Annotated in this window: 11 protein-coding genes, 1 pseudogene and 1 riboswitch; of the genes and pseudogenes, 4 read left to right on the forward strand and 8 right to left on the reverse strand. The window is 37.8% G+C overall.

Annotated elements, in window-relative coordinates; genetic code table 11:
- The first annotated feature begins 46 nt into the window (after positions 1 to 46).
- On the forward strand, positions 47 to 619 hold the full coding sequence (locus tag EHS13_RS21205) for a biotin transporter BioY (protein ID WP_155702306.1): 573 nt from the start codon (positions 47 to 49) through the stop codon (positions 617 to 619).
- A 131-nt stretch (positions 620 to 750) separates the two neighbouring features.
- Here the strand turns inward: EHS13_RS21205 and EHS13_RS21210 are convergent, their stop codons facing one another.
- Positions 751 to 1,989, reverse strand: coding sequence for a winged helix-turn-helix domain-containing protein (locus EHS13_RS21210; RefSeq protein ID WP_155702307.1), 1,239 nt, complete (start codon positions 1,987 to 1,989; stop codon positions 751 to 753).
- A 179-nt stretch (positions 1,990 to 2,168) separates the two neighbouring features.
- Positions 2,169 to 2,246: riboswitch (ZMP/ZTP riboswitch) on the forward strand.
- A 61-nt stretch (positions 2,247 to 2,307) separates the two neighbouring features.
- Here EHS13_RS21210 and EHS13_RS21215 point away from each other — a divergent pair.
- The gene (locus EHS13_RS21215; RefSeq protein WP_405083514.1) at positions 2,308 to 3,195 is read left to right on the forward strand and encodes a bifunctional 5,10-methylenetetrahydrofolate dehydrogenase/5,10-methenyltetrahydrofolate cyclohydrolase; all 888 of its coding nucleotides are present in this window, start codon (positions 2,308 to 2,310) and stop codon (positions 3,193 to 3,195) included.
- 128 nt (positions 3,196 to 3,323) lie between these two features.
- Here EHS13_RS21215 and EHS13_RS21220 read toward each other — a convergent pair whose 3' ends face one another.
- From EHS13_RS21220 to EHS13_RS21230, 3 genes are all read right to left on the reverse strand, one after another.
- Positions 3,324 to 4,148, reverse strand: a complete 825-nt coding sequence (locus EHS13_RS21220; RefSeq protein WP_155702308.1) for a carbohydrate ABC transporter permease — start codon at positions 4,146 to 4,148, stop codon at positions 3,324 to 3,326.
- 13 nt (positions 4,149 to 4,161) lie between these two features.
- Positions 4,162 to 5,049: a carbohydrate ABC transporter permease gene (locus tag EHS13_RS21225; protein ID WP_155702309.1), complete on the reverse strand. Its 888-nt coding sequence runs from the start codon at positions 5,047 to 5,049 to the stop codon at positions 4,162 to 4,164.
- Positions 5,050 to 5,125: 76 nt separating this feature from the next.
- Positions 5,126 to 6,496 carry an ABC transporter substrate-binding protein gene (locus tag EHS13_RS21230; RefSeq protein WP_155702310.1) on the reverse strand — a complete coding sequence of 457 codons (1,371 nt, stop codon included), beginning with the start codon at positions 6,494 to 6,496 and terminating at the stop codon, positions 5,126 to 5,128.
- Between the two features lie 192 nt (positions 6,497 to 6,688).
- Here EHS13_RS21230 and EHS13_RS21235 point away from each other — a divergent pair, with 192 nt between their 5' ends.
- The gene (locus EHS13_RS21235; RefSeq protein WP_162463187.1) at positions 6,689 to 8,521 is read left to right on the forward strand and encodes a sensor histidine kinase; all 1,833 of its coding nucleotides are present in this window, start codon (positions 6,689 to 6,691) and stop codon (positions 8,519 to 8,521) included.
- On the forward strand, positions 8,522 to 10,120 hold the full coding sequence (locus tag EHS13_RS21240; RefSeq protein ID WP_155702312.1) for a response regulator: 1,599 nt from the start codon (positions 8,522 to 8,524) through the stop codon (positions 10,118 to 10,120).
- Positions 10,121 to 10,204: 84 nt separating this feature from the next.
- On the opposite strand, the gene EHS13_RS21245 is transcribed toward EHS13_RS21240, so the two are convergent.
- The 4 genes and pseudogenes from EHS13_RS21245 to EHS13_RS21255 form a co-directional block, all read right to left on the reverse strand.
- A complete protein-coding gene (locus EHS13_RS21245; protein ID WP_227013462.1) occupies positions 10,205 to 10,855 on the reverse strand; it encodes a pentapeptide repeat-containing protein in 651 nt (216 codons plus the stop codon).
- Entirely contained in the window at positions 10,852 to 11,265 is a 414-nt protein-coding gene (locus EHS13_RS37570; RefSeq protein WP_405083589.1) for a tetratricopeptide repeat protein, read from the reverse strand. The genes EHS13_RS21245 and EHS13_RS37570 overlap by 4 nt, the downstream gene beginning before the upstream one ends.
- Positions 11,239 to 11,391: pseudogene (locus tag EHS13_RS37575) on the reverse strand (hypothetical protein); the annotation flags it as partial. The gene EHS13_RS37570 and the pseudogene EHS13_RS37575, both read right to left, overlap by 27 nt.
- A gap of 362 nt (positions 11,392 to 11,753) precedes the next feature.
- Positions 11,754 to 12,638, reverse strand: a complete 885-nt coding sequence (locus EHS13_RS21255; RefSeq protein ID WP_155702314.1) for a LysR family transcriptional regulator — start codon at positions 12,636 to 12,638, stop codon at positions 11,754 to 11,756.
- Between the last annotated feature and the right edge of the window lie 48 nt (positions 12,639 to 12,686).

Below are 12,686 nucleotides of genomic sequence, written 5' to 3' on the forward strand. Positions count from 1 at the left end.
AACCAGACCATAATTATTAGGTTAACAAAACAAAGGGGATATATCAATGCAAACTTCAAATTGGAATGTTCGCGGTTTAGTATTTACGGCTTTATTCGCAGCACTATTCATTGTTTTTAGTATCCTCAAAATTTCGCTAGGATTTACTCCTGTCCCCTTTACATTACAGAGCTTCGCTATTATGCTTGCTGGTGGTTTGTTGGGAGCACGTTATGGGTTTTACAGTATTCTTATTGTCGTGGTTCTTACGGCTTTGGGACTTCCTTTATTACACGGTGAAGGCGGAATTTCATATGTATTAGGTAAAACAGGTGGTTTCATTCTAATGTTCTCTATTTCAGCGTTATTCATTGGTTTTTTTGCCCAACGCATACGCGGTAAAGGAATTATCGCTTATATTCAGCTTTTGATTGTTATGTATGTCTTCGGTTCATTGCTGGTCTATACGTCTGGAGTTCCATGGTTCGCTCATACTGCTAATATGACATACTCCAAAGCACTTACACTTGTTTGTTACCCCTTTTTACTTCCTGATTTGTTCAAAGCCATCCTAGCAAGCGGCATAGTTCTTACAGTTCGAGAGTATGTACCTAATCTGGCCTCAAAATCGACTAAATAAGAAAATGGCTTGAAATTCGCGACGGATAGACACTAGACTATGAAATGCTAGCTAAGCTGCTTATTCAGGCTTCTAGCACACTATAAGCCTACAATTTAATTCACCAAAAAACTCCTTATTTCAGGAGTTTTTTATTTTCCCTTATGTGCTTGTGTGATGGGCAATAAGTTAACTATATCACTGTTAGTTAATGAGTCTTCCAACCGGATTGTAATAGCTCCTGTAAATTCCATGAAATCAGCTAAACATTGCTTTAAAGCATCAATAATTGGAGCTGTTGCTACTACCTCTGACTCCCACCACCAGTTTTTAATCACTAGCTCTTTTTTCTTTCTATCCAAGCTAGGCTCAAATCGAGCTATGAATTGATCTCCATACATGACCGGAAGCACATAATAACCATATTGACGCTCAACAGCCGGCTTATACACTTCCCAGCGATACTCAAAATGAAATAACTCTTTAATCAGCTTGCGATCCCAAATCATATTGTCGAGCGGCGCTAAGATGAAAGCTCGTTTAGCTGGGATAGTATCTTCAACGAGTGTTTCCTCTAGGAACGGCATGTCCTCTGCCCTTATATAGAGCTGCGGAAGAATTCCTTCTACCTTAAGAGCGATTACTTTGCCCTTACCCTCCAATCGCTGAAATGCCTCATTGCGTTCTTTGGTTTTCATTCCCGCAATACCCAGCCATGCATCACTCGGCTTATTCCAGAGTAAACCGATGGCACCAATTCTTCTGAGGACATACCATTCCCAGTAGCTCTCTTCCGTCACATTAGGCTCTGGAGCCTGTAGATAACTTTCATGTACATGACGATTAGCCAAATCATATACCTTTCTCGTTCTTGCCTTATGATGAATGATTAAATCTCCTGAAAAATACATGCTTTCTAACACAGCGCGAGACAGCCGAGTAGGCGCCCACGACCAGTCCACTACTTCTTTATATTCAAGATCACTGGATGATAAAGGTCCTCGAGCCAGAAAGCTTTCGATAACCTGCTGAACAATTTCATTGACTTGCGGCATGTTTTGCAGCCTTATTCTTGCTGCGTCGCGAAGTCTCGTGAAATAAGCCCAGTCCTTAAGCGGGTAGATCGACATGCACTTATCCCAAGCATCTACTAAAACGCGGTCCTCATACAATAGCTCCTGCAGCATTTCTACTCGAAAAGTTGGAATTCGCGCTTGCAGTACCAACTGCTGATTAAATCCGACTACATTTAAAGGATCATATTGTATGCAGCCTACCCGTTCCAAAAACGCCATAATGCCTGGCTTTCCTTCAAACCGCTGATGGGTCAATAAGCCTTGATGAACCAAAATAAACCTTCTGGCTTGTGCTTTGGTTAACGTGATTTCCATTTAATAATCGAGCCCCCATCGTCCCATACCATATAACTCATTTTACACTTTTTTCTATTTGCGTACAAGTGTTCTGGATGTGCTATTAATACAGATACACTTTTGATTTGGTAGAGAATGATTAAGATTAATGTTTCTTGAAATCATTAACTTTTAGGTGTATCCTACTCGTAACAAGCAAAACTGTAGGTTACTGGCGGAACATGGGCAACCATGGGGGAGCCCACAGATATAAGCCGTACGCCTGGGCAAAGTATTTGATCTCTGATCAAATGCTTTTTTTCGTTTATCTATAATGAAAAGGAGAGTGTTCCAGAAATGAAGATGGCATATTTGAAAGGAATTAACAGCATGGAGACCAATAAACTAATCTTAGATGGCAATATCGTTGCTAGCTCTATCAAAGCGGATTTAGTTCCACGAATTGCGAAGTTAATAGGCAGAGGAATAACACCATGTTTGGCTACTATTTTAGTGGGAAATGATCCAGCTTCTGCTACTTATGTGCGAATGAAAGTGAATGCTTGCAAGAAGCTAGGCATTGAATCCCGGCGAATTGTGCTTGCAGAGGATACTACAACGGAGCAGTTAATTCAAACGATTCAACAATTAAACGAAGATATTACCGTGCATGGAATATTGCTGCAGCATCCGGTTCCTGAACAGATTGATGAACGCGCTGCTTTTGAAGCTATTCAGCTTCATAAAGATGTGGATGGTGTTACAACCCTAGGTTTTGCACAAAATGCCTTCTCCCTTGCTGCATTTCCTTCTTGCACCCCAGCAGCGATTATTGCAATTCTAGATTTCTATAATATTCAAATAGAAGGCAAACACGCGGTTATTATTGGTAGAAGTCCGATTCTTGGCAAGCCTGTCTCATTGATGCTTCTAAACAGAAATGCAACCGTGACGATCTGCCATTCAAAGACCCAAAATCTAGAGGAGATAGTTAAGCTAGGGAATATTGTAGTCGCAGCCGTTGGTAAGCCTAAATTCATTAAGGGTTCATGGATAAAAGCTGGCGCTATTGTTATGGATGCTGGATATAATGAAGGCAATATCGGTGATGTAGATTATGAAGCTTGCTTAATTAAAGCAAGTGCAATAACTCCAGTTCCTGCTGGAGTTGGACCTGTGACCATTGCAACTTTACTTAAACATACTGTGGATTCTGCTGAAAACTCTTTCTTTTCGATACTTTAAAGGTGTCATCCCGACTACATGCTTAAACAAAAGTATAAAGTACGAAGCATCGGATTTATTAAATCTTGCAGAAAAAAAGCAGTCCAATTCCAAGATAACTTGGAGTTCGACTGCTTTTTTCGAAAATTTTATCCTTTTACAGCTCCAATTGTAACACCCTTCGTAATTTGCTCACTAAATATAATGAAGATAAGTAAAGCAGGAATCGAGGTTAAGGTCATTACAGCAAACTGAGCTCCATAGTCGGAGGCATACTGACCAGCGAAATTCATGACTGCAAAAGGCAGGGTTTTAAATGATTCACTGCTTAAATAAGTAGCAGCCATAATAAACTCATTCCAGCAAGATAAGAAAGTGGTAACGACAATTGTAACAGACGCTGCCTTAGTTAATGGAAAAATCATCTGAAAGATAATACGGTATATACCCGCTCCGTCCATAACGGCCGATTCTTCCAATGCATCAGGGATGGATTGCAAGAAACCCGTCATGATAAACGTGCCAAATGGAACACTTATTGCCGTATAGGGGATAATGAGCGCAAGATAGGAATCTGTAATCCCTAATTTGCCAAACACCATAAAGTTAGGCAGTAAGGTTGCATGTATGGGAATCATCATCCCGAGTAAGATGATCATAAGAAAGAATCCGGAAAGCTTCCATCTCATACGCGTAAAAGCATATCCTAAAGTCAAAGAAAGCAGTACGGTGAGTATGATGGTTGAACCTGTTACAATTAAGCTGTTCATTAAATAGTGGGGTACTTTGCCATCCGTCCAGGCAACAAAATAATTATGCCATTGCGGATCTGACGGCCATTTAAGAATTGCCGAAGAAAAGAAGTCTCCACTCTTTAATAATGAGAAGTCAGCCAGCCAGATGAGCGGAAATAATTGTGCTAATGCAACAATTGGCAGGAGAATATAAATACTAATTTTTTTGAACTTTTCCATGGTTTCACCCCTTTTAAGCCGCCTGTTTTGTTCTCATTGCGCGATTAGTAATAAATGTTACAAGTAAGCAGCTTAGAACAAACAAGACGGATATCGCATTCGCATATCCATATTGGTTAGCAGTAAAAGCTTTGGTATATAAATAATTAGCTAAGAACTGAGTATGATCCCCTGGTCCGCCATTTGTGGTCAAATAAATAGTTTCCATCTGCTTAAAGGCTGTAATTAACGCCAGTGTGACATTTACAATAATAATCGGGTTAAGCAGCGGTACTGTTATTTTAAGATGCAGCTTGAATCCAGATGCTCCATCGATCTTCGCAGCTTCATATATCTCCTCTGAAATCCCTTTTATACCTGCATAGTAGAACAACATTCCCCAGCCAAACCCTTGCCAAATCACAATAAATAAGATGGTTAAGAGCGCTGTGTTAGGATCGGATAACCACGCATGCTTTAGTACGCCTAAGCCAATACTGTCTAGAACTTTATTAACGAGTCCAAAATCCGGATCCAGCATGCTAATCCACATTCTTGAAGTTACTACAACAGAGATTACACAAGGGATAAAGAAAAGTGCTCGATACAATTTCTCTTGTTTACCGCCTACGCGGTCAATTAGAATAGCAAATAAAATACAGAATGGATGTTGAATCACTACATAGCCTATGCCTAAAAGCAAAGCATTCATTAGAGACTTCCAGAAGGTTGGATCATCGAATAAGATTGCACGGAAATTATCCAATCCAACAAAATTAAAGGGAACTCCCCCGCCCTGTGAATCCGTCATGCCATAATAGACGCTTAGTGCTACAGGCGTTAAAAAAGCAAGGACAAACAATAAGACACCTGGAAAAACCAGCGAAAATATGACCCATTTATTACTTAATACCTTATGCATCGCTCATCACTCCAGTTAGTTAAAAATAAGGACGGGAATTTGATTCCCGTCCTTATTTAACATTGAATACTTAGTACTATCTCTTTGAATAAGTTGCAGCAGCTTTATCTAGATCAGCTACTAAATTCTCTGGTGTATAGCCAGCTGTGAAAATTTTACCAAATAATAATTGGGCATCATTCTTAAATTGTCCGTCGCCATAATCAATCATGGATGCTCCAGGACTTGATGTAGCACCATTCAACACTTCAGATAACGCTTTTTGCACTTCTGTTTCTTTACCTGTCATTTCATATTTCTGAGCAGGTACAGCCGCACCGGTTTCCCAAGCTATCTTCGCCCATTGATCAGGAGACATTAGAAAGTCAAAGAATTTCTTAGCTTCTTCCTTATGCTTGGATGCAGTGCTTATTCCATAACCGCCGCCGTTCCAAGCAATTAAATCTGTTGCAACACCTTTACCCCCATCAAGAACTGGGAATTTAATTACTGCTAAATTATTGCGGAAGCTTTCTGGGAAGGTTGCATTTGTTGCCATCCCCGCTTCCCAAGCGCCCATGTACCACATGGCTGCTTTTTCTTGTGCAAACAAGTTTTGCGAAGCGCCATAATCAGCGGTAAGTGCTGAATCTTGGAATAGCTTAGCATCAATAAGATCTTTTAGGACCTTAGCTCCTTCAAGCATGCTGGTTTCTTTAGTAAAGGTTGTTTTAGAATCAATTGCATCAAGGATAGCGGTTTGGTTACCGCTCACTCTCTGTACAATATTCTGATACAACAACGCAGTCGTCCAAAGCTCTTTACCATTGATGGACATTGGGATGATTTTTTTGGCTCTAAAGGCTGTCGCCGCATCCTTTAATTCTTGAATTGTAGTCGGTACTTTCACAGCATTCTTCTCAAACATCGCTTTATTATAATAGATAACCATGTAATCTGAGTTTCTTGGAAGTCCATAAACTTTGCCGTCGATCGTGAAGTTTTTCAGGGAACCCTCAAAGAAATTGTTCGTTGAATAATCCGCTGGATTTAATTCTTGAACATAACCAGCTTTAGCCAATGATTTCAAATCAGATGCACCATGTAACATCATTACATCCACAGGCTCGTTATTTGAAGAGTAAGCTTTAATTTTTTGCTTAAATGTTTCATCTGCTAGTGCTTCAACCTCAATTTTCACATTGGGGTTCAGCTTAATATAGTTATCAATAACGGTTTGCTCAGCAAAGCCCATTCCGGATTTACGGTCAGGTAGATTCGAGAAAAACTTCAATGTAACAGGAGCGCCTGTCACTGCTGTTGCTGCTGGTGATGCTCCATTACTAGCTGCTGGAGCAACAGATGGACTTTCCTCTGTTTTTGTCGTTCCACCACAAGCTGCTAATATCAATGTCATACTCGCTATCACAGATACGCTTAATCCCTTTTTAAAAATATTCTTTTGCATTCTTTTTTTACCCCTTTCGATTGGCTCGATTACGAATCGAGATCATATTTCTAATATACAGCATGCTTTAAGTAAGATAAGTAGACAAATCATGCATAAGGTTGAAATTTGTCGAATCCTATTGTTAAAAAATTCAACCTACTTGATTTAACATATCTAACGCTTATACTTTATGGATAAGGTGGGATGCATATGAAATCGCGAAGCTTTTATTTAAGCTTAAAATATAAAATTTTTATTTTATTTTACGTATTTATTTTTGCCATTACATTAATTTTTGGTTATTATTCTTATTGGATTTCGAAAAAGGAAGTTATTAACCGTGTAAGCGAATCTAATATTGGAGTCACGAGGCAGATTAATAATAACCTGGAATATTTACAAAAAAACATTTCCGATTTAGTGACCTTTATGAGTATCGATCCTTTCATCCAAAACCTGCTTGTGAGCAATGAAACCGAAGATAAGCTTCCTTCTGTTACTTTCGAGTCTTTAAATGGTTCTTCCCAATTGATTGTAAATTTGATTATTACAACTAAAAACCTTGACTTTATTTCCTTGTACGGCAACACAGACATTCCTTTATATTCTGTTTTTTCAGATGGAAGCAGTGATCCTGGAAGCTTTTCTACAATTCGAAATAGTGATCTTTATCAGCAGGCATTGGCTTTAAAAGGTGCCCCCCTCTGGTTTAAACTGCCTGAAAAAACAAATCTTTTTATCCAGAATAATATTGCGCCTAAGCTAGGAATGGCTAAGATTATCCGCAATATCAATACCGGTGAAACCATCGGATTTATTGTCGCAGGGATTAATGAAACGAATCTGCAAAATTTGTATCTCAAGGACTTGGTGAAGAGTGAAGAAAGTGTAATCATTGTTGACCAAGCAGGTACATTAATGACTGGCATGGGTGAGGATATCTACTCAAAAGCTGCAAAAAATCCCCCATTTCAAGATGTATTAAAGAATGAAGCGGAAGGATATTCTATTCTTACTATCCAAGGGAAGCAGGCTCTTGTCTCCTATAGCGCGAATAACAATTTGGGATGGAAGGTATTATACAGTGTACCTATTCTTTCTCTAACCAAAGATATTAATTCAATCAAGACTGTAATTATTTTCATTATTATAGTTTGTCTATTATTGAGTATTCCCTTAATGTTCCTCTTATCATTCTATCTCACATTACCGTTAAAAAATTTATTAAGCTCCATGAAAAGATTCCAAAAAGGCAACTTCCTAGAACGCATTGAAATTCGAAACCGCGATGAAATTGGAGATCTAAGCAGAGGGTACAATAGTATGGTTGCGAATATTAAACAATTAATTGATGATTCCTATATCCTGCAAATCAAGGAGAAAGAAGCAGAATTTAATGCGCTTCAAGCTCAAATAAATCCGCATTTTCTTTATAACACTTTAGAGATGATCTATTGGGAAGCTGAATCTGCAGATCAAACCCATATTGCTGAAATGGTCATTAGCCTTTCGAAATTGTTCAGGCTGTCGTTGAATAAGGGCAATAATTATACAAGCCTTGCTAAGGAAAAGGAGTTTATTGAAAATTATCTGATCCTGCAAAAAATGAGGTTCAAAGACGATTTGAATTATAGCATACAAATCGAAGACAATATTCTGAATTACACCGTTTTGAAGCTAATTCTTCAGCCTTTTGTTGAAAATGCAATTCTACATGGATTTGGTAAAAAAAGGGGTAAGGTCACCATATCTATCCTAGGTATGAGAAAAGCGGATCATCTCTACTTTAAAATTGAAGATGATGGCATAGGCATAGATCCACTGACCCTGCAAAATATATTGGAGGATGAAACGGAGAACGAAACAGAGAATGAAACTAATGCTTCCCAAGAATCTGGCGGCTACGCCATTAAAAACATAAACAAAAGATTACAATTATATTTTAAAGATAATTATAGCCTGAAATTTAATAGTGAGTTAGGTAAAGGGACCCTTGTTGAAATCCTTATCCCCTTTAACGATCAAATAAAGAAGGAGAACTAAATGATGAAATTGCTCCTGGTGGATGATGAAGAACACACGAGAATGGGAATTCGAAAAGTCATCGATTGGCAATCGCATGGGATTGAAATATGTGCTGAAGCACGTGATGGCATCGAAGCTATAGAGTTAATCGAAAAACATAAACCTGAAATATTATTAACCGACATTCGCATGCCTGAAATGGATGGATTGGAGTTAATCGAGCAAGTTTCACTCCTATTCCCTACGATTAAATGCATCATCATGAGTGGATATGAAGACTTTTCCTATGCTCAAAAAGCGTTAAAGCTCGGCGTTACCGATTATTTATTAAAGCCATGCAAAAAGCAAGAAATCATGGAAACGGTGCTTAAAGTAAAAATACTGATTGAAGCCGAACGCTTGCAAGAGAAATCCTATGAGCAGCTCAGATCTCAGTTTCAGGAAAGCTATCCTGTATTGAAAGAACGCCATTTGACCAAATTGGTTCAATCCGACAACCACTCTCACTTAAGAACATATGAAATTCTCAGTAAGCTTAATATCCATTTCCCTTATGATTACACCAGCATCATGCTTTTGAGCATCGATAATTTCTATCGATTAAATGAAGATTATTCATCAGAGGATATGGAGTTATATAAATTTTGCATTAAAAACATCTCCGAAGAAACGATATCTGCCCAGCATAATTGTGTTGTATTTGAATATAACAATGAAATCGTAGTCATACTCAATAAGGATACATCCCTAGAGGTATCCTCCTCTTCCCCATTAGTTGAATCTTTAAAGGAAAATATCAACAGGTTCCTGCCTTTTACCGTATCGATCGGACTTAGTAATTGCTACAAAGGCTTGAATCAAATCACGCAATCTTATACCGAAGCTTCAAAAGCCCTTAAGGCTAATCATTTCATGGGTGAGAATAAAATTGTTGCTTATGCAGAGCTCAGTGACGATGACCCCAAGGATACTTCTTACCCAATCAATATGGAAAAGTCGATCCTTCAAGCTTTACTTAATGGCGATATTTCGGAGTATGAATACCTTTTGAACAACTTTATAAATTCGCTAAAGCCAGAAAGCAGCTCTAAGGATCATTTTATTGTTTCTACATCGGCCTTCATATTCTCGCTTTATCATTTATGTGTGGAGCGCAATATCAATACCCAGAACGTTTTCGGGCCTAATTTCCTTGAATTCTCCAATATGCTAAGTCAGTCCAGTATGGACCATATCAAGGACAATATCTACAAAACGCTGATCAAAATAAACGAAGAGCTGAACTCTAAAAAGAATAACAACAAATTATTTAAAACGATTATCGATTATATCGACCAAAACTACGATAAAGACATTGATCGCGAAACGGTTGCTAGAGAGGTTTTTATTACACCAGGCTATCTCAGCTTATTGTTCAAACAAGAGCTGAAAATAAACTTTCTAGATTATCTCCATAAAACACGTATCGAAAAATCCTGCTTATTATTAAGTAATAGCGGATCAAAGATTAGCGATATCGCTTATAGCGTTGGTTACAACGATGAGAAATATTTCTTTCAGGTATTTAAAAAATATACAGGCATGACACCTAATCAGTACAGGAATAGTTTATTGTGATTGAGATAAAAAATATTCGGTCGAGTGGCATAAGCGTTGAATTCTGTTAGAGAATTCAACTGCTTTTTTTGACACGTTTTTGCGTTACTCTTTAACTATCAACCCAAATAAATTAGCAAATACCGATGCTTGCTCTTTAGAAATCGTACAGCCTTTTATATCCTCTATCCCTACTCCTAATACTGTAAAATCACAATTGCTTAAATCCAAGCCTTCCAGCTTCACCGCGGATAATTGCATGGCATCTAAGTTACAATGCTGCAAATATACTTTTTGAAATACAGCGCTATAAAAATCAGCACTTCTCAGCGAGCATTCCTCGAATAAAGCTTGCTTGAAATTCGCATAACGAAAATTAGCAAAATCCCCGATACAATTATGAAATACAACATTCCTCAGAGTAGCTTCTGTTAAATCTATTCCCAGCATCTTGCAATTTCTGAATTCCGTCCTATGGATCGTGGCATTGCTTAAATCAATATTAGAAAGATCACATTTATCAAAAATAACATCTGTCAGCTCCAGAAACTGCAAAGCTGTCTCTGAGAACGTAACATTCTCAAAACGAAAATTATCAAAAGTAACCTTAGTGGCTTTACGATTATCGATAAATACATCTTTAAACAAGCCCATCTCAAAAAAATCATTCGACTGTAAATCCTTATATGGAAGCTCTTCCAGCACCTTAGGTAATTTGGGTGCTTCTAAACCATAGTTTTTTTTATTCGTACTCATACAACCTCTTCACTAGATACATTCAGCCGTAATGCTGCTTGATCAATCTCAGCTCGAATTATCGGTGTAATGAAAGCTATATCTTTACTCTGTGCAATTTGGATTTGCTCTGCAGCTTCATCTAACTTCCCTAATTTTTCTAACGTCAAAGCATAAAAATAATGCGGATCTGCGAATTTAGGCGATTTGGGAATCAATAGCGCAAACATCTCTTCCGCTTGCTCCAGCTGTCCTAGCATATAATAATTATACGCCAGATTATCTACAATCGTTTTGTCATCCCCATTATAGGCATATGCTTCCTGATTAAATGCTAAGGCAGATTCAAAATCACCATTCAATAATTTAAAATAGCCTAAATTGCCATAGACCAGTGAATTCTTGTATTGTTCAAATACCTCTTCCAGCAAAACCAGACATTCCTCATTCCTACCCTGCAGCCAATATGAGGTTGCTAAGTTACACTGAGCTTGTATGCGGTTGTCCTTGTTTTTCGTTGTGCGTAGAACCTGCTTAAAAACTTGCTCGGCTTGCTTGGCATTTCCTGTTCTCATTAGAATATAGCCATAGCCAATTTGATGAGCTTCTGGACAAGGTTTACTCTCATAAGCCTTTTTGAACCATACTAAGGATTGTTCGAACTCGTTACTGCTGAATAGCTTAGTTCCGCGAATAGCATAATAATTAGCGCGTCCTCTAAAAGCCGCAAAACCTATCAATAATAATACTAGAGCAATTCCAAGCAAAAAATGAGTTTTAAAAGCAAAAACCAAAGCAACAATAACAATAATAATAATACTAATAACATTAATAATAGCTTTCATGCTGTTCCCCCAAGGCGAATTAGTCATTTCTCTAATAAAGAGATTTAGTTACCTCATTCATTATACACTCTCCTCTAAAAGTCAGAAACCTTTAATTTTTTTATCAAACTCATAAATTCACGAGCAGCAGACCCTATATACTTTTCTTTATGATAAATAAGCCCTACTTGTCTGCAAATTGCAGGGTTTTCAATTTTTATTATTTTGATATTTTTATTATTCCATATATTAATTAAAGTTTTGGATAGAATCGAAACTCCCGCTTGAGTTTCTACCAAATTAACAATCGTTTCTGGTGTGTCGGTTTCAATAATGGGCTTCAAAATAATTCCTTTCAGCTGGCAAGTATCATCAATTTGTTGACGACACCTATACGTTTTGGGGAATAAAATCAGCGGCAGCTGAATTATATCGTCTAAATCAACTTTTTCAGTCTGAGCCAATGGATGCTGACTAGAGACTATTAAATACAATTCCTCTTCATATAATAACTCTGTGCTAATTCTTTCGTCATGAGTCGGGAGAATTGTTACGGCAAAATCAATTTCATTCTGAATGACACGTTCAATTAAATTATCGGAGCCAATTACTTTTAACTTTATTTGGGGGTAGCTTTTGTGAAAATCCACTAACAATGTTGATACCAATTGATTTAATTCGCCTGTTAGAGCACCAATGGAAAGATTGCCTTGTAATAGTAATTGGAGCTCTGAAATTTCTCCTCGAGCACTTTCTAAACTGTTAAAGACATTTCGGCAATGCTTTAAAAGAATAGTCCCTGCTTCCGTTATCGCTGTTTTCTTGCCAATTCTGTCGAACAACAACGTACCTACCTCATCCTCCAGTGCTTTAATCTGATGACTTAAAGTAGGCTGGGTTACCCCTAAATTCACGGAAGCACGAGTGAAATGAAGCTCTTTACATATCTCCATAAAATATTCCAGCTGCCTAATTTCCATTGGAACCTCCAGGTTTTATTGTCTGCTTAACGCACAAAACAACTATAT

The sequence above is a fragment of the Paenibacillus psychroresistens genome (genome assembly GCF_009728935.1).
GTDB classification, from domain to species: Bacteria; Bacillota; Bacilli; order Paenibacillales; family NBRC-103111; genus Paenibacillus_AC; species Paenibacillus_AC psychroresistens.